We start from the raw sequence: 18,964 nt of genomic DNA, 5'->3' as shown, positions 1-18,964 counted from the left end.
CTGGCTTCCCCAAAATTAGATCGACAAGTTCCCAATCCAATAATCCGGACGGCCCGATCGCAATCTTGACGCGGTGGGGGACTCGACTCTTTGATTTCTCCCAGGTTCTCCCCGGTCTAACCCACCTTAACTCACTCATTCTGGCAATTTGGCCTCATCTTCCTAGTCTTCAACCCTTTAACCCATGATTACGTCAACCACTCCAAGAACTCCAAGATAAGGGACCAAAGTTATTTATGATGGGTGCAGGGTTATGGTTTACCCCCTAACCCCTGGCCCAGTTCGGTTGACGATCTCGCAGCACAAGGATTACCTGATTTTTTAGGTAAACTTGTAAGTCTCCAACCCACTGACGCATTTGTACAACCTGGCACTAGAAGATTAAAACCCTTGAATCAAAGTTTAGCTTGGCTGCACCGTGGTGTCAGCGAAATTTTTCCCAATCAACCTGAATCCCAGGACCCCAATGAGTCCTTGGTTGCCCGTCTGCACCTTGCAGACCGACCCTTACGGGTTAAGCTAGGCATCGACCCCACGGGTGCCGATATCCACCTGGGTCACAGCATCCCGGTCCGCAAAATGCGGGCGTTTCAAGATGCCGGTCATACTGCCGTTTTGATTATTGGGGACTTTACCGCCCAGATTGGCGACCCCACAGGCAAATCAGAAGTCCGTCGCCAACTCACCGCAGAAGATGTCCAGCGCAATGCCCAAACCTATCTCGACCAAGTTCGTTCTATTTTAGATTTCGATACCCCCGGACGGCTAGAAATTCGCTACAACTCGGAATGGTTGTCCAAGCTGAATTTAGCCAAAATTCAGGAACTCTTAACCACCATGACGGTGGGACAAATGTTGGCAAAAGAGGGATTCAATGATCGCTACGAGAAAGGCAACCCCATCTACCTCCATGAGTTTCTCTATCCCCTGATGCAAGGGTATGATTCAGTGGCGGTTCAGTCCGATGTGGAACTGGGCGGGACGGACCAAAAGTTTAATATCGCTGTGGGACGGGATTTACAGCGCTATTTCGGCCAAGTGCCTCAGTTTGGCCTCCTGATGCCGATTTTGCTGGGGACCGATGGCACTCAGAAGATGTCTAAATCCCTGAATAATTATGTGGGTTTAGCAGAAGAACCCTTATCCATGTATTCCAAGTTGGAGAAGATTCCCGACTCTTTGATTGAGGAATATTTTGAACTGTTAACGCCCTTAGCGTTGGACGAGTTACCGGAAAACCCCCGCGATCGCCAAAAATTGCTGGCAACCACTGTGGTGGCCCATCAACATGGGGAAGAGGCAGCAAGGGAGGCCCGACGCGCCGCAGAAACCCTGGTCCAAGGCGACGCCACCCAAGCGGAAGCGGTCCCAGAATTTTCCTTAGCGGGGGTAGAATTTCCCGCCAAACTGTTTTATATCCTCAATCTGAGTGGGTTATGCGCCAGTAGTTCCGATGCGCGTCGCCAGATTAAAGGGGGGGCAGTGCGTTTAGATGGCGATCGCATTGCTGATGAAAATCTCTCCTTTGCATCCGCCTCCGACCTCAATCACAAGGTTTTACAAGTCGGTAAAAAGAAATTCGTCCGCCTAGTCCAGTCTTGATCCGGAACCCGGTATTGATACGTCTGTAAAAACCCGCACCCTCAAGGGTGGGGCTATACTAACAAAGCCCGCCTGCGCGGGCTATAGAAAAACGGACGTTTCATGCCTGGATTTGGTATAACCTTTGTCCCCCTCTACCCTGCAATTATGTCTGTTCGCGATCGCATTATCGTCCCTTTGGATGTCCCCAATCAAACCGAGGCCCTCACCCTGATTGATGCCCTTCCCGAGGTCTCATTCTGGAAAGTGGGACTAGAACTGTTTGTCAGTTCTGGTCCTAGCATTCTCTCGGAACTGAAAACTCGGCAAAAACGGATTTTTCTCGACCTGAAATTTCACGATATCCCCAACACCGTGGCCGGGGCCTGTCGGTCTGCGGCCCAGTATCAGGTTGATTTGCTGACCATTCACGCCACCTGTGGACGCAGGGGGCTCAAAGATGCTCAAACGGCATTAGTAGAAACCGCTGGAGAGCAAGCGCCTAAACTGATTGCGATTACCCTGTTAACCAGTCTCAATTCCCGGGATTTAGCGTTTGACCTCAAAATTCCCGTGGAGTTGCCTGAATATGCCTTGCAGATGGCATTACTTGCGAAAGAGAGTGGCTTGCCTGGGGCGGTTTGTTCTCCTCACGAAGCGGCACAATTGCGATCTGTTTGTGGGTCTGAGTTTCTGTTAGTCTGTCCCGGCGTGCGTCCAGCTTGGTCAGAAGCGGGGGATCAACGCCGCGCTATGACTCCGAAAGAGGCGATTAAAGCAGGGGCTGATTATTTGGTGATTGGGCGACCCATCACCGCCTCGGAGGACCCGAGGGCGGCATTTCAGCGGATTTGTGAAGAGATAGAGGGATGATGCAGGACTGGGTAAAAGAGGGACCCCACCCTAACCCTCCCCTTGCCAAGGTCCGGGGACCGGAGGGAGGGATTTCTGAAAAGCCCCCCCTTACTAAGGGGGGGTTGGGGGGGGTTCTTCCCAGAATTGCCCGGGTTCTGCTGTGTGTTTGCACCCTGTCTCTCTTGCCAGTGGGGGTTAGGGTTGGGATACCGGAGGCGATCGCCCAAGTTTCTCCCTCTGTCCCCAGGGTTCGAGGGGTCTGTCCGGCAGATTTAGACCTATTAATGAGTCAATTACTGCCTGATTTGCCCGGTTATGCCAATCGCACGATTCAACGCAGTAGTCAAGATTATGTGCCTCGGTTCGTGATTCTCGCGGGTCGTCCGGAGTTTCAGCCTTTGCCTCAAGGTCCCGGGGTGAATCATCCTCCGGTTTCTCGGTTACCTGGAGATTTAGAAATCGAAGGGTCAAATCCGGCGATCGCCCAAGTCTTTTTCACCACTTTAGAACGTCATTATACCGCTACTCAATCTATCGAATATCAGCAATATCATTGGCTATTTTTATCCCAAACCGATCAAGGGTGGCGAGTCAATCAAATGTTTTCTCGCACCGCCTATCCAGAAACAGCAATTCCCACTCCTCCGCGAGATAGTAGTGATAGTGAAATGGCTCAAGCCATCCGTTTATGGTTACGAGATTGTCGCTACAGGGTTAGTTTTTTTAGTCCCCACACTATTTCCGAAGAGTAGGGTGGGAAAAGTCATTTTTATAGCCTAGCCCGCGCAGGCGGGCTTTGTCCGCAAGTGCCCCACCCTTTCCTTACGGAACGCTACACGAACAGGGTGCGGGTTTTGATTATTTCAGTCCAAATTCTGCTAATTTGGCACTCACGGTTTGAATATCTTGCCACATTAACCATTTAGGTGACCCTTTTTCTCGGGATGGATTGCGGAGTAGATAGGCGGGATGAAAGATGGGCATACAGAGTTTTCCTTCCCATTCAAACCATTGACCCCGAATTTTAGTAATTCCTCGTTTTTCCTTGAGTATTCCTTTAACTGCTGTTGCTCCTGTTAATAAAATAATCGCCGGATTGACTAGACGAATTTGTTCTAAAAGATAGGGTTTACAGGCTTCCATTTCGTCTGGGGTGGGGGTGCGATTTCCGGGGGGACGGCATTTATTGATATTGCAGATGTAAACATCTTTTTCAGTAGACAGTTTGACAGAGGCGAGGATTTTTTCTAATAATTCCCCACTTTTGCCGACAAAGGGTAATCCAGTTTCATCTTCGGTTTGACCCGGGGCTTCTCCAATCATCATAATCGGGGCCTGGGGATTTCCTCGGCCAATAACGGCGTGAGTTCGATTCGCGCCTAATCCGCATCGGTGGCATTGGTTACAGGGGATGGACAGTTCGTCAACGCTGGTATAAGTACCGGGAGGAATGGGAATATCAGCACGAGTTGGAATCAGTTCGGGATTAAAAGATGGGGGGTCAGGTGGTGCATCAAAAGGGGTGATGTCAAACAAATTAAGTTGGTCTTCGTTAGTCATTTTGTATGCTTAGTTTGGTTAATTTAAAATTATAACCCTGTTCCAAAAGGCTTAAAAGCCTTGGATAATTTAAGATTTATTCCTGGGTCTTGTGGGTTTTAGACTTGAAGCCCGAGGGTTAAATTATGTTAGGGGTTTAAATGATTGAAACCCCGGTTTAAGCGGGTTTAGGCTAATTTTAGGCTAACAGAAAAAGGGATAAAGTGACCCATGAGGCATCAGGGTCGGAAAAAATCAGCCATCATAGAGGCAACTGAAGTGCTATGTGACTGGAGGGGATGATGATACCTACCCCATTATTTCGCGATCGCGCTGATGCGGGAGAACAACTGGCTGATGCGGTGATTCGACAACTGACTGAAAGCGATGCAGACTTGAGGCGCATGAAACCGATTGTCTATGCGTTGCCGCGCGGGGGATTGCCGATCGCCGCCCCTCTGGCGCAGAAATTGGGTTGTCCCTTGGATATCATTGTGGCTAAAAAAATTACGCGCCCAGAGAACCCAGAATTGGCCCTGGGTGCGGTAACGGCGGATGGAGTGGTTCTTTGGGGGAGGCAACGGATATTGCGACATCAGGTCCGCCAAACGGCTCAACAGGAGGCTCAAGGGAAAGCTCAAGCGCAGTTGAGTCAGATGACATCGGCTTGTCCCCAGGTGGACCCGACTGGGGCTTTGGCCCTGGTGGTGGATGATGGGATTGCTACGGGGATGACGATGGCGGTGGCAGTACAGGCATTACGACAGCGAAATTTGGCCCAAATCTGGGTCTGTGTGCCGGTGGCCCCTGGGGAGTTGGTGGAACAGATGAGACCCTGGTGCGATCGCCTGATAGTATTGGCAACTCCCGATCCGTTTATGAGTGTCAGCCGGTTTTACGAGGCGTTTCCCCAGGTGGAGATGTCCGAGGCGATCGCCTATTTATCCTGCCAATAATTGCCCGTTTCCTCTCCAAAATCAGTCCCTAAGGGTTGGCTATTCCAGAAGGAATAGACATTGGGCTGATATCCTCTATCCCCAGAGGGCCGATCGCTGGGTGAATCTTAGATTAATCTTAGATTAAGATAAAAACACTGTCTTAAATTTTTAATCTAAATGCGACGTATGCAATTTTGGGGGGATACCCTGATTAATTATATTCAGCAGAATCCTCCCCTGTTTATCGAACTGGTGATGCTGTCGGCAGCCATTGTTTTACTGGGATTTTGGGGAGTGACTCTGGACTGGCCTTATTTGGTCCTGAGTCTGAGTTATGCGGTTGGGTCGTCCTGTTCCTGTTTAGTTCGGGGTGCGATCGCCCCTTATCCCACCTTTAGACTCCCACAATTAACCGCAATTTTGTTATTAGTGGTCAGCTTCTTTAGTTTTGCTGATTTATTGGGTTATTTATAATGTTCTCCGGCTGAGGTCTAATTTGTGGGGAAATGCTGAACCGATTGATGAAAAATCAAGCGATTGCCTAATGGGTCGTAGGCGTAAATTTCCCGTCCGTGAGAGGCGGTGATAATTTCTCCGGGAGGGGGATATCCTAAGTGACTCAGATGGGCGATCGCCTCCTCCAAATGGGTCACTTCAAAACATAAACTCAAGTTGCCCGAACCCTGGGGCAAAAACTCCGCCTCATGACTGGCTTTTGGCTTAAAAATCCCTAATTTCAACCCGGACGCAGAAAACTCAGCATAGACCTCTGGACGATAGGGATTGGGGGCGATCGCCAATAGCTGTCCATAAAATTCCACAATTTCTTCAAAATTAGCAGCCGCCAACGTCACAAAGGCGGCTTGATAGTCAACGTTGATTCCCAAAACAGCCGACTCCTGGTTATACCCAATTCAGTGATTAAAAATCTACTGTACTCTTGATGCCCGCCCAGGCGGGCTTTCTAAATGTAGAGGCGATTCGCGAATCGCCTCTACATTTAGGGTGGATTCTCAACATCTGCCTAATACTAAATCCGGTTGATAAAAGCATTAAAAATGGTAGGGTGGGCATTGCCCACCTAGATTTGGTGGGCAATGCCCACCCTACAATTGCTCTGTGGGAACCGCTATAGATGCGATCGCTGAAATAATACCCCCACCTCTGCCACTCCCGGTCCGGATAGCGCCACCTTTGAGGGTATGGGGCCTGGTTTTTCACCCCAATCCCGAACCCGTCCGGAATGAATTTCTCAAAACCAGTTGGTCCGAAGGGCCGTACCTGGACTAGAGTAAAAGGGGAATATCCCAATCCCATCCTCTCATGGTAAATTAAGTGGGACTTATTCATCCGTTAAGCAGCAGTTATTGAAGCTCATCCCCCTTGCAGTCCAAGCCGCGATGGGGCATAGGCCATAGGTCGTCACTGGTGAGGGGGACGGCACACCCACCCTCAACTCCCCAGTTGACCCTGTGTAACTTCCTTTGTAAGCACGATCGCAGAATTCAATAAAAAATATGATGCATCTGAGTGAACTGTCTCACCCAAACCAGTTGCACGGTTTATCCATCCATCAACTTGAGCAAATTGCTCGACAAATTCGGGAAAAGCATCTGGAAACCATCGCCGCCTCGGGCGGTCATCTCGGCCCTGGTTTGGGGGTGGTCGAACTCACCCTGGCCCTCTACCAAACCCTCGACCTCGATCGCGATAAAGTCATCTGGGATGTCGGTCACCAAGCCTACCCCCATAAACTGATTACCGGACGGTACAACAATTTCCACACCCTGCGCCAAAAAAATGGCGTTGCGGGATACCTCAAACGCAGCGAAAGCAAATTTGACCATTTTGGCGCAGGTCACGCCTCCACGAGCATTTCGGCGGGATTAGGCATGGCCTTAGCCCGGGATATGAAAGGGGAAAAATTCAAAGTCGTCTCGGTGATTGGCGATGGTGCACTCACGGGCGGCATGGCATTGGAAGCGATTAACCATGCCGGTCATTTGCCTCACACCAATTTGATGGTGGTCCTCAATGATAACGAAATGTCCATTTCTCCCAATGTGGGGGCGATTCCTCGTTATCTGAATAAAATGCGCCTGAGTCCCCCGGTTCAGTTCCTCAAAGACAATTTAGAGGAACAGTTCAAACATCTCCCCTTTGTCGGGGAAACCTTCACCCCAGAAATGCAACGCATCAAGGAAGGGATGAAGCGCTTGGCAGTTCCCAAAGTGGGGGCAGTCTTTGAGGAGTTGGGCTTTACCTATATTGGACCCATCGATGGTCATAATTTGGAAGAGTTGATCGCCACCTTCAATCAAGCGCATCAAATGCCCGGTCCGGTGTTGGTTCATGTGGCTACGGTGAAGGGTAAAGGCTATGCGATCGCCGAAAAAGACCAAGTGGGTTACCATGCCCAAAATCCCTTTAATCTGGCCACAGGAAAAGCCATTCCCTCCAATAAACCCAAACCCCCCAGCTATTCCAAAGTTTTTGCCGAAACTCTGATTAAACTGGCGGAAGAAAACCCGAAAATTGTCGGCATTACTGCCGCAATGGCCACGGGAACGGGGTTAGATAAACTCCAAGCCAAACTGCCGGATCAATACATTGATGTGGGGATTGCTGAACAACACGCCGCGACTCTGGCAGCGGGTTTAGCTTGTGAAGGAGTTCGCCCGGTTTGCGCGATTTATTCGACCTTCCTGCAACGGGCTTATGACCAAATCATTCACGATATCTGCATTCAAAAATTACCCGTGTTTTTCTGTCTAGATCGGGCAGGAATTGTGGGGGCAGATGGGCCGACTCACCAAGGGGTATATGATATCGCCTATCTGCGTTGTGTTCCCAATTTGGTGCTGATGGCACCGAAGGATGAAGCGGAACTGCAACGGATGTTGGTGACGGGAATTGACTACACCGATGGGGCGATCGCCATGCGCTATCCCCGAGGCAATGGTTACGGTGTCCCCCTGATGGAAGAAGGTTGGGAACCCCTGGAAATCGGCAAAGGGGAAATCCTCCGCAGTGGTGATGATTTGTTAATCCTCGGCTATGGTTCAATGGTGTATCCTGCCTTACAAACGGCGGAAATTCTCAACGAACATGGGATTGAGGCAACGGTGGTGAATGCTCGATTTGTCAAACCCTTGGATACCGAGTTAATTTTGCCCCTGGCTCAACGCATTGGTAAAGTGGTGACGATGGAAGAAGGTTGCCTGATGGGTGGTTTTGGTTCGGCAGTGGCGGAAGCCTGCATGGATCAGAATATCCCAGTCTCCATGTTGCGTCTAGGTGTGCCGGATCAGTTGGTAGATCATGCCACCCCGGACCAATCTTTCGCTGAGTTGGGTTTAACTCCTTCTCAAATGGCCGATCGCGTTTTACAAACGTTTAAATCGCCAGTCTCTGTTGCTCACTAATTCACAACCTGAGCAATTTTCCCTTTAAAATTATCCCTAGAACTCAGGAATAGAGAACGCAGAGAAACCTTGTTTTCTCTGCGTTCTCTTTGTCTGAATGCTCAGGGTGCTGTTTCAGGACTAAATTCAGTGAGATGATGAAAAGTTTTGATGTAATTATTGTGGGTGCTGGCCCCGCTGGAGGGCATTGTGCAAGGCAATTAGCGGGTGCTGGCATCTCTGTTTTACTGGTGGAACAACATCAAACCTTTGAGGCGAATAATTTTTCGAGTTCCGCTACTCCCCTTGAAACCTTGACTCAATTTGACTTACCCGCACCCGTGGTCGGAAGTTTTTGGAATCAGCTTGTGATTGTCAGTACCCAGGTTCGGAAACAGTGGCAGTCTTCCAGCACTTTAGGTGCGGTGTTGAATTTTGCTAAACTGCGGGAATTTTTGGCCGGGGAAGTGACGAAACAGGGGGGTGAGGTGTGGTTGGGTCATCGATACCTGAGTCATGATTCCCAGGAGGACGAAACGGTGGTGATGCTCAAACCCCAGGGAAAAGAGCCGATCGCAGTTCGGACGCGGGTGTTAGTCGATGCCACAGGTGCGGCGCGATCGCTCATCTATCCTCGCCGCCAACAGCGCCCTGATTTTTTTACCGGGACCGGCATCGAATATTTAATTCAAGTCGATGATTCCACTTACCAATCTTGTGCGGAGTCTCTAACTTTTTTCCTGGGTCATCACTGGATGCCGCAAGGGTATTCCTGGATTTTTCCGATGGAACGCAATATTCTCAAAGTAGGGGCAGCTCGTTATGAGGGTCAACATCAAATTCTCCAGGACAACTATCCGCCGATTAAACAGTCGATTGAGTTGCTGATTCAAGACTATCTGAAGATTGATGACTATCACCGCTTAGAAACCCACGGTTCAAACCTGCATTACAGTAGAGGACTGCAAGATATTTACTACCAAGATAATTTAATCGCGATCGGGGATGCGGTTTCAGCGGTGAATTTTTTGGGGGGAGAAGGGATTCGGCATGGCATGGCCTCGGCTCAAATTGCCAGCGAGTATATCCAGGAGTATCTGGCCAGTCGCCGAGCGGATTTCGCCGGGTATCAAACCCACCTCCACCAGCAGTTTAAGCGGTCCTGGGATATTTCGGAGCAGGTGGCTAAAAAGGTTTATCTGGACTATAGCGATCGCCGGATCGATCAAGGGCTGGCCTATTTAGGAACCCTGGAGCTCAGGGAGGTGATAGACATTTTATTCTACTATCGCTTTGAAAAGATTACGAAAGGGTTCCGGCGCATCCTCTGGCGCAAACTAACTGGATTTTGGCAAGAAATTCGGCAAAAATTGGGCCGATCTAGTAGAATAAGTTAGAGCCAATTCACCTAGTTTTCACCGGATTGATTATGTCTGGAAATCCTCCTGTTTATCCCGTGGTGTGGAAAGAAGACCATGTAGCGCTCATTGACCAAACTCGTCTACCTACGGAGTATGCCGTGGTAGAAATTCGCCGCTATGAGGATATGGCAAGGGCCATTCAAACGATGATCGTGCGCGGTGCTCCGGCAATTGGAGTGGCGGCAGCTTATGGAATGTATTTGGGGGCGAGGGACATCCCAACGGAGGAACGGGGGGAGTTTTTGACTCACCTAGAAACAGTGGCGGAAACGTTACGCCAGACTCGTCCGACTGCGGTGAATTTGTTTTGGGCGATCGCCCGAATGCAAACCGTGGCAAGGCAGACTTTGGGGCCCGTGAGTTATTTGAAGAAAGTCTTGCTAGAAACGGCCCAGGGGATTCAAGCAGAAGATTTAAAAACCTGTCAGGCGATCGGGGATCGCGGTTTGGAGGTGCTGCCAAGTACACCGCAAAAGCTGAGAATTCTCACCCATTGTAATGCGGGGGCGTTAGCGACGGCAGGATATGGCACGGCATTGGGGGTGGTGCGATCGGCTTGGAGAGGCGATCGCCTGGAACGTCTCTATGCCGATGAAACCCGTCCGCGTCTGCAAGGGGCGAAACTCACCACTTGGGAATGTGTGCAAGAGGGAATTCCCGTCACGGCGATCGCCGATAATATGGCCGCACACTGCATGAAACAAGGATTAATTGATGCCGTAGTGGTGGGTGCCGATCGCATTGCGGCAAATGGAGATACAGCCAACAAAATCGGCACTTATAATTTAGCCATTGTTGCTAAAGCCCATCTGATTCCCTTTTTCGTCGCCGCCCCCTTATCCACCATTGATTTTACCTTAATTGAAGGCAGCGCCATTCCCATCGAAATTCGCGATGCCGAAGAACTCTATCAAATTGGTCCAACCCGAATTTATCCCCTCGGCGTGGAATTTTATAATCCCGCTTTTGATGTCACTCCGGCAGAATTGATTACGGCTATTATCACCGAACATGGAGCAGTCGCCCCGTCTGAGTTGCATCAATTGCAAACTCAGCAGGTGGTTTAGGGGAATCCCAAAACCGGAGAAGTTTTAATGGTTAAAACGGATATTAAGAGTGGGGTTCCCCAAACAAAATTAGAGAACATTTCAACTCTTCAATGACTTTGGTCGTGACATTGCTGATGGCTAAACCCCCAGCAGTCCGACGACGAATTGACCGCAAGATAACCAGATCCACCGCTTGCGCTGCCTTCATAATGACCTTGACTACATCATCATCGGGAATGGTGGTAATGGCAATTTTTATCGAAGAGTTATCCCGCTTGACCAGTCGGGCTAAATCGGATTCAAATCGCTGAATTTGTTCCACGGGAGTCCGGCGTGCACAAACGTGCAGTAAGGTAATTTCCCCGGAATTCGCATCGGCAAATAATTGAGCAAATCGGACGGTTCGCAAGGTCTGGGGGGATAAATTTTTGACCGGGACTAATAGACGATGAATATTAACGGGTTCATCAATGAGGCGCATGACGGCAACTGGACAGTGGGAGGACCAAAAGACGTCATTAATCAGGTTGCCAAATAATCGCGATCGCAAGCCCATCGTTGGACTCCATCCCATCACGATTAAGTTAGATTCCCATTCCCTAGCGGTTCGGCTGATGGCATGGGAAACATCATCATCAATCCGCAGTTCGGGTTTGGCTTTGACCTCAAATTCCTCTAACATTTGGACCGAGCGAGTCAGCGATCGGCGACTTTCCCTCAGGGCAATATCGAGTTGGGGTTCATCCATGTGCACATGAGCGATCGCCACGGATAAGGGGACAATTTGCCCAGACTCATGACGGGCTAAAAGCGCCGCCATTTGAATTAAATATCGTTGAGTTAGAGGATTAGAAATTGGCACGACTACGGTAAACAAATCCTCCGATTTCGCCACGGGAGGATTTATCCTCCTCTGTACTTCGTGGGTTTCCCACCAGATCGACATATTATCTGGGTCTAGGTAGACCTTGGGTACAGGCAGTTTACTGGCAAATCTTGCCGTCATTAAGGGTCCAACCACTGACGTCACCAACATCAAGACAATCACGGTGTTGAAGACTTCTGGAGTGATCACCCCCTGTTGAACCCCTACGAGGGCTGCCGCCAAGGTTGCGGCAACTTGTGGCACTGAAAGTGACCACATGGTTAAGGTTTCAATCCACTGATAGCGATACAACAGTTTGGCAACAAAGGCGGCGAGAAATTTACTCCCGAGTAAGCCAAAAACGATCGCCAAGGTTAATCCGAGGGAGGTGGTTAGGGTTTCGATAAATCCATTGATATCCAGCAATAAACCCATCCCCACAAAGAAGAATGGGATAAATAAAACACTGCCTACAAATTCTACTTTTTCCTTGACCGGACCGTTCCCCACCACATCATTGACCGCAAGTCCGGCGAGAAAAGCTCCCACAATTTGATCCACATTAATCAATTGAGCGCCGACAGCGGCCAGAAACAGGGCAAGTAGGACGAATAAAAACTGATTTCCTTCCTCATCTCCCGTGCGGCGAAAATATTCTTTTCCGGCCCAGTCAACTCCAAATAATACGCCAGCAGCATACAGTCCCAGTAATACTAACTGGAGGATTAAAGAAAAGGCGGTGAATTCTCCGGCATTGAAGGAAACACAAATTGCCAACACTAATAAGGCTGCAATATCGGTAAAGATGGTCGCCCCAATGGTCACCGTCACGGCTTCATTTCCGACGACTCCCAATCGGTTAACGATGGGATAACCCAGGAGGGTATGAGAGGCGAGGAGGGAACCAATCAAAATGGAAGGATTCCAATCAAATCCAAAACTTCGCCCAACGATTGTGCCAACGATTAAGGGGACAAAGAAGGTGGCTGCACCAAATCCGATGGAGCGATTTTTAGTTTTGCGGAATTGTTGGAGATCAATTTCTAAACCCGCAACGAACATCAGGTAAATTTTGCCAATGTCTGAAAGCAGTTTGATGGTGTCGGTACTGGGATTGAGCAGTTTAGCCCCATCAGGACCTAAAACCACTCCGGCGACTAACAACCCGATTAATCCGGGTAGTCGCAGATTCTCAAAGATCGGAGGGACGATCAAGATGACCAAGAGTAGAAGGGTAAATTCTACGATTGGACCTTCGGGAATTAAGTTGATGATTTGTTCCATAAGCGTGCGATCGCAGCCAACTGATCAAGTTGGGGTAGAAGGGCTTAATTTAACTTATCATAGTCCAAAAAATAATTTTGATTCCCTCCATTCTGTCTAATCAAGGGGGAATTTTTTAGTTTTGATTAAAATTTTACACCGAATTTATCAATGAATTTCCCCCAAAAATTAGCTTTTCTCCAGTCAACCCTTTCACCCCGGCCCGATTAAATCAGTCTAAACATCAACACAAGGATCGGGGAGCCAGCTTTTCACTGCTACTTGTTACCTGGGAGCAAGATTCTGCTCATCCCTTGGAAAGTTATCAAATTTATATTGATTTAGACTGTGCATCCCGTTCATTAAACATTTCAAGAATGCTCTCAATAGGTCTTTGATTAACTATCAGATTGGGAGTATTTCTACCCTGGTTAATTTACTTAATCATTCTGGGGTAGAGGGGTCGATTTAAGGAGACAGACATCCCCTGTTCAAGTTGGATGAGTTTGAACATAAAAAATCGCGATTCTCAAACCGAAAGGCGAGTCAGAATATCGGGGGCTGGCTTGAGGGGCCTCAAGCTGAGGTGAAGGGTTCGGCTTGGGGTGCAGGATCCTTAGTGAGGTGTTCTCTACCCGGGGACAGTCTTAGTGGGAATCGGTTAAATCTTCCTCTTCCTTTAGGTTCATGAGAACCCGAAAATCTGACAATTTTCCCCGGGTCAAACTCCATCGTTTAGGTGAGGTCATTTTCCGAAACATGGACTATACTGGAAAACGCTAAGTTTATAGAGTTCAATGTGGACTCAAACGATTAAGAGCCAGGGAGGGTCGTCCTAATTTTATCGAAAGAGCCGATCGCCCTCAAACTGGGTGATTTGTTCCAGGGAAGGGGTCGATTTTATTCACCCTAGGGACTGAGATCGCGATGCTGCTGAATATAATAGGCCGCTAAAACTACAGCTTTCAGCCGGACAGGGTTCCGGCTACTTGGTCCGCGATCGCTTCACCCAAAATCAAGAAGAAGCGGGAAATCTATTCCCTTCGTCAATCCAGAATAACAGCTTAGAGGAGATCTCGCACGGCGACTGGGGAGTGTGAGGGGAGGAGATAGTCCCTATACCGTCCAAATCCCTATTTAATAGAGACAATTATTACCAGGTTTATAGCCCTAATTTATTAATCAGGAGTAGTAGAGGGTGTCACAAACCCCGCTTCTCTTCTCGCTACTCTACCGAAGCCCTAAAACTTTGATAATTTTTGTCCCTGGGAGTAGAGATTTCCCTTGAGAGGGAGTCTAGGTTTGAATGTTTTGAATCCCGGGCGATCGCCACATCGTAACTGATGGGTGTCCACCTCGACTCGAATGCTTGAATTTCCTGTATAATCAACATTCCCAGTCCCCCCTCTGGGAATCAACAATGGATTTCCAGCCATTATTCCAATGAAGAATTTTCTATTAATACCCAATTTATTATGAATATAATGGTTTATAAAACCCGCTTTTTGTTATCCCTTACTTGGGGAATGTTTTGCTTTTTTGTAGCTCCAATCGCAGCAGTTTCTCAGCCAACCCAACCCATTCTCCCGGCTGAGGATGGAACTGGGACAGTGGTCAATCCCGAGGGAGAAGTGTTTCACATTCAGGGGGGAACCGTCTCCGGCGATGGGGCTAATCTTTTTCATACGTTTGAACAATTTGGATTAAATGCCGGTCAAACGGCTAACTTTCTCTCTAATCCGGAAATTCGCAATATTCTCGGACGAGTCACCGGGGTAGATGCGTCTTATATTAATGGCTTAATTCAAGTCACCGGAGGTCAGTCTAATTTATTCTTAATCAATCCTGCTGGCCTGGTTTTTGGGCCGGATGCTGCTTTGAATGTCCCCGCTGCTTTTACCGCAACTACGGCGACGAGAGTCGAGTTCAATTCGGGGTGGTTTGATGGGGAAGAATTCAATAATTATAGCCAGTTGATTGGCCAGCCCCTGGCTTTTTCTTTTAGCACCCAAGCAGTCGGAAATATTATTAATGCGGCTCACCTAAGTGTGAACCCCAACCAGAATTTAAACTTAATTGGGGGAACCGCGATCAATACCGGAACCCTCAGCGCCCCCGGAGGAACCATTACCCTAGCTGCCGTCCCGGGAGAAAGTTTGGTTCGGATTGCTCAAGAGGGATATTTACTAAGTATTGAGGTGAATCCCCAGGATTTGAACCCGGGGAATTCCGGCAGTCTTCCTGTATCGGTGAATCCCCTTTCTTTACCAGAATTACTAACTCAAACTGGGGTGGGTCATGCCACTGGAGTTACTATCACGGAGGCGGGAACGGTGATGTTGACGGGTTCGGGTTTGCCGGTGGAACAAGGGGATCTGGTGATGAGCGATCGCCCCTTATCCTCGCCAGTCCCCGAGGACAGAACGACAATTAATAGCGCAAATGCCATCCTTTCGGCCCCTGAAAACCTCACGATTGTGGGGGGTCAACTGCGGACGACGGGGGACCTAACCCTGCGAAGCGGTAATACGGTCCGGGTTCGCGAAGGAGAAACTGGATTTCAGGCGATCGCCGGAGGCAATTTAGCCATTCTCGGGGATCAGGGCATTGATATCCTCGCCTTAACCGGAATTCAACCGGCGTTTCAAGCGGGGGAAAATCTCAGTTTAGTCAGTCCGGGCAGTATTTCCGGGGATTCTAACTTTTCCGCTGGAGGAAATTTCTCCATTGAGAATGGAGTCGGGGGTGGGGGTCAGTTCGTGAGTTTATATGACCCAATTATTAGCGCCAGTGGAGATGTGATTTTTGGGTCTTATACGGGGGTATCCTTAAAAATTGAAGCCGGTGGGGCGATCGTCGCGGAAGATATTACGATCGCAGGTCCCGATACCACCTTGGGAAACCTGAACGACCCTGATGCCGAACTCCTCCTGAATGCGGCAACCTTAATTTTGCGATCGGGGGTTGAGTCGTTAGTTAACCCCACGGATATCCCGACCACCCTAGGTAACACCTTTATTACCACCAGACCCCGGAGTTCGCCCGCTAATATTACCCTGGGAAGGGTCTCTACTGCCGGAGGACCGGTGATTTTAAACTCGGCAGGAGAATTATTTTTTGATGCGATCGCCACTGCTGGGGGAGAGATTCGCCTCACCGCTAACGACAATATCACCGCCACCGGAACCCTCAATTCTCAAGGGGGTGACATCGACATCACCACCGGCAATTTCCTGCGGGTCCTGGATACGTTTAATAATCAGAACGGTGTCAATGCCAGTATTTCATCGGCAGAAAGTGGCGATCGCGGTGGAGATATTCGCATCGAACACAGCGGAGGCACGACCACCCCATTTATTATCGGAGATGCCACGGTGAATGGGACTGCTGGTGCAATTACCACAGGTTCTACCACGATTTCGCCCTCCTTCTCTGTCCCTGTTCCCCCATCTCGCTACACCCAAGGCAATATTACGATTGTCACTCAGAGTCCCGATGGAACTCCCTCTGAACCCGGTGGCGAAACTCCTTCTGAACCCGGAAACGAAACACCAACTCAACCCGGTGGCGAAACTCCCTCTGAACCCGGAAACGAAACACCAACTCAACCCGGTGGAGAAACTCCCTCTGAACCCGGAAACGAAACTCCGACTCAACCGGGGAATGAGACTCCGACTCAACCGGGTGGAGAAACTCCGACTCAACCGGGTGGAGAAACTCCGACTCAACCTGGGAATGAGACTCCAACTCAACCGGGTGGAGAAACTCCAACTCAACCGGGTGGAGAAACTCCAACTCAACCGGGTGGAGAAACTCCGACTCAACCTGGGAATGAAACACCAACTCAACCGGGTGGCGAAACTCCGACTCAACCGGGGAATGAAACACCAACTCAACCGGGTGGAGAAACTCCGATTCAACCGGGTGGAGAGACTCCGACTCAACCGGGTGGAGAGACTCCGACTCAACCGGGTGGAGAGACTCCGACTCAACCGGGTGGAGAGACTCCGACTCAACCGGGGAATGAGACTCCGACTCAACCGGGTGGAGAGACTCCGACTCAACCCGATCCAACTTCTCCACCCATAGGGTCAGATAATCCGCCAATCGAACCCATTGTCACGCCTCCTATACAGCCAAATCCAGTGCCTCCACCGTTGGTTATTTCACCGGAACCGGATGGGAGTAATCCGCCTGGAGACAATATATCCAACCCAGTTCTTCCCGGTAATAACGGTGGAGAGAATGACCCGATCGCACCCATAGTCCCGACTCCTCCGATTGATCCGGCAACACCATCTGGGGAATTCACATCTGAGGATATCGGTCGTAACCTGCGATCGCTGCAATTAGAAGTTGCGCCGCATTTCGGGGAAACCGAGATTGGGAATACCCTAGTGCCACCGATTCCTGATGTTGATGGGAGGGGTTATGAACGCTTAGATTTAGCTGAAACCTCCAATATGTCACAGTGGTCTGAAGCACAAAATGCGCCAGAGATTCGCACCATCAGTCGGGTAGAAATCGAACAACAGCTAGATCAAGGAAATGTTACGGAAGCGGTTAGCCTTTTGGATATGTATTTTACGGAAGAACTGGGTACTTATCTGGGTCAAAATGTCAGACGTAATCTCAGAACTTTTAGCGTACTGCAAGAAAAAATCGTCCATGATTCCGAACCCACTGGGACTAAACCAGCAATTCTTTATACCTTTGCCAGAGAGCAAGAATTAGATTTGATTCTTGTGCCAAGCAAAGGTGATCCAATTTACAAAAAAGTTGAAGCGGCAGATCGCGAAACGCTGATAGAAGTGGTCAACGACTTTCGGAAGGCCATTGCCGACCCCCGGTCTCGAACGACCAAAAGTTACCAAGTTCCCGCCCAACAACTCTATGAATGGTTCATTCAACCCTTATCAGAGGATCTGGTAGACCGGGAAATTGATACATTGATGTTTTCAATGGATGAGGGGTTGCGATCGCTTCCTGTCTCTGCCTTATACGATGGGGAGCAATTTCTCGTTGAACAATACACCATTGGCCTAATTCCCAGTGTGAATTTAACGGAAATGAATTATAACCCGTTGAACAATGCTCAACTCTTGGCAATGGGAGTTTCAGAATTTTCTGAACTGTATCCATTACCGGCGGTCCCTGTGGAAATTGCCAGCATTCTTACGGAGTGGCCCGGTCAATCTTTTCTCAATGAAAAATTGACCTTAAAGAATCTCCAAGCACAGCGTCAAAAAGAAGCTTTCCAGATGATTCATTTGGCAACTCATGCAGATTTTAGACCCGGGTCTCCCAGTAATTCTTTTATTCAGTTATGGGATACGACCCTCCCGCTTTCTGAACTGCGCCAACTGAAATGGAATGAACCCCCGGTTGAATTATTAGTGTTATCCGCTTGTCGGACGGCGATCGGCGATCGCAATGCGGAGTTGGGGTTTGCTGGGTTAGCCGTTCAGGCCGGGGTTAAATCTGCTTTAGCCAGTATCTGGTACATTAGCGATGAAGGAACGGTGGCCTTAATGAATGAATTTTACAATCAATTTAGCTCGGGATGGACTAATGAAGATGGCACCGCTTCATCAACTCGACCTTACATTAAAGCCGAAGCGTTACGCCGCGCTCAAATGGCGATGATTCGCGGAGAGTGGCGGATTGAAAATGGTGAGTGGATTGCCAACAATCCCTCTCGGAAAATTTCTCTGCCTTCGGAACTCAAACATTTAGAGAATCAAAATCTCGATCATCCCTATTATTGGGCGGCTTTTGTCATGATTGGTAGTCCTTGGTAAACGGAAAAATTCGCTGAAGTCCAGGACGATACAGGATGTTATTTGGCCTTTACATTGTTTCGATTCCAAAGGCGAATCCTCCCTTTATTAGACCAGGCACTAGCCTAATAAGGGAACTCCAAAAAATAAAACCTTCAAAAAACCCGCAGGCTCAAGCCTGGAGCTACACGGACAAAGCCCGCCTGCGCGGGCTAAAAGAGCCTTGTTAGGTGCGATCGCATCAAAGCAAGGATGATTTATTTGTTGGA

General features: G+C 49.1%; 12 protein-coding genes. 9 read left to right on the top strand and 3 right to left on the bottom strand.

From position 1 onward, the window contains the following. Positions 1-390 precede the first annotated feature (390 nt). The 3 genes from tyrS to NG833_RS16355 all read left to right on the top strand — a co-directional run bounded on the left by tyrS (position 391) and on the right by NG833_RS16355 (position 3,188). On the top strand, positions 391-1,602 hold the full coding sequence (tyrS, locus tag NG833_RS16365; RefSeq protein WP_254566352.1) for a tyrosine--tRNA ligase: 1,212 nt from the start codon (positions 391-393) through the stop codon (positions 1,600-1,602). A gap of 147 nt (positions 1,603-1,749) precedes the next feature. After that, positions 1,750-2,454, top strand: coding sequence for an orotidine-5'-phosphate decarboxylase (pyrF, locus tag NG833_RS16360; RefSeq protein WP_254566351.1), 705 nt, complete (start codon positions 1,750-1,752; stop codon positions 2,452-2,454). 170 nt (positions 2,455-2,624) lie between these two features. After that, entirely contained in the window at positions 2,625-3,188 is a 564-nt protein-coding gene (locus tag NG833_RS16355; RefSeq protein WP_254566350.1) for a hypothetical protein, read from the top strand. Between the two features lie 106 nt (positions 3,189-3,294). Here the strand turns inward: NG833_RS16355 and NG833_RS16350 are convergent, their stop codons facing one another. Continuing rightward, on the bottom strand, positions 3,295-3,996 hold the full coding sequence (locus tag NG833_RS16350) for a uracil-DNA glycosylase family protein (protein WP_254566349.1): 702 nt from the start codon (positions 3,994-3,996) through the stop codon (positions 3,295-3,297). 281 nt (positions 3,997-4,277) lie between these two features. Between NG833_RS16350 and NG833_RS16345 the strand changes: the two genes are divergently transcribed. Together NG833_RS16345 and NG833_RS16340 are read left to right on the top strand one after the other, a co-directional pair. Next, positions 4,278-4,931 (top strand): phosphoribosyltransferase, encoded by a 654-nt coding sequence (locus NG833_RS16345; protein ID WP_254566371.1) that lies wholly within the window; start codon positions 4,278-4,280, stop codon positions 4,929-4,931. A gap of 159 nt (positions 4,932-5,090) precedes the next feature. Continuing rightward, positions 5,091-5,387 (top strand): hypothetical protein, encoded by a 297-nt coding sequence (locus tag NG833_RS16340; RefSeq protein ID WP_254566348.1) that lies wholly within the window; start codon positions 5,091-5,093, stop codon positions 5,385-5,387. 17 nt (positions 5,388-5,404) lie between these two features. Here NG833_RS16340 and NG833_RS16335 read toward each other — a convergent pair whose 3' ends face one another. Then, entirely contained in the window at positions 5,405-5,800 is a 396-nt protein-coding gene (locus tag NG833_RS16335) for a VOC family protein (RefSeq protein ID WP_254566347.1), read from the bottom strand. Between the two features lie 633 nt (positions 5,801-6,433). On the opposite strand from NG833_RS16335, the gene dxs reads away from it, so the two are divergent. From dxs to mtnA, 3 genes are all read left to right on the top strand, one after another. Then, the gene (gene dxs / locus NG833_RS16330) at positions 6,434-8,338 is read left to right on the top strand and encodes a 1-deoxy-D-xylulose-5-phosphate synthase (protein ID WP_254566370.1); all 1,905 of its coding nucleotides are present in this window, start codon (positions 6,434-6,436) and stop codon (positions 8,336-8,338) included. 134 nt (positions 8,339-8,472) lie between these two features. Continuing rightward, positions 8,473-9,714 carry an NAD(P)/FAD-dependent oxidoreductase gene (locus tag NG833_RS16325; protein WP_254566346.1) on the top strand — a complete coding sequence of 414 codons (1,242 nt, stop codon included), beginning with the start codon at positions 8,473-8,475 and terminating at the stop codon, positions 9,712-9,714. A gap of 32 nt (positions 9,715-9,746) precedes the next feature. After that, positions 9,747-10,805 (top strand): S-methyl-5-thioribose-1-phosphate isomerase, encoded by a 1,059-nt coding sequence (mtnA, locus tag NG833_RS16320; RefSeq protein ID WP_254566345.1) that lies wholly within the window; start codon positions 9,747-9,749, stop codon positions 10,803-10,805. A gap of 43 nt (positions 10,806-10,848) precedes the next feature. Here mtnA and NG833_RS16315 read toward each other — a convergent pair whose 3' ends face one another. Beyond that, the gene (locus NG833_RS16315; RefSeq protein WP_254566344.1) at positions 10,849-12,936 is read right to left on the bottom strand and encodes a cation:proton antiporter; all 2,088 of its coding nucleotides are present in this window, start codon (positions 12,934-12,936) and stop codon (positions 10,849-10,851) included. Positions 12,937-14,390: 1,454 nt separating this feature from the next. Here NG833_RS16315 and NG833_RS16310 point away from each other — a divergent pair. Further along, positions 14,391-18,716 (top strand): CHAT domain-containing protein, encoded by a 4,326-nt coding sequence (locus NG833_RS16310; RefSeq protein ID WP_254566343.1) that lies wholly within the window; start codon positions 14,391-14,393, stop codon positions 18,714-18,716. The last annotated feature ends 248 nt before the right edge of the window (positions 18,717-18,964 follow it).

It is taken from the genome of Oscillatoria sp. HE19RPO, from assembly GCF_024220515.1.
Classification (GTDB): Bacteria; Cyanobacteriota; Cyanobacteriia; order Cyanobacteriales; family Laspinemataceae; genus Laspinema.
The sequence above is the reverse complement of the archived record's forward strand: the minus strand, read 5'-3'. Positions and strand labels throughout refer to the sequence as shown.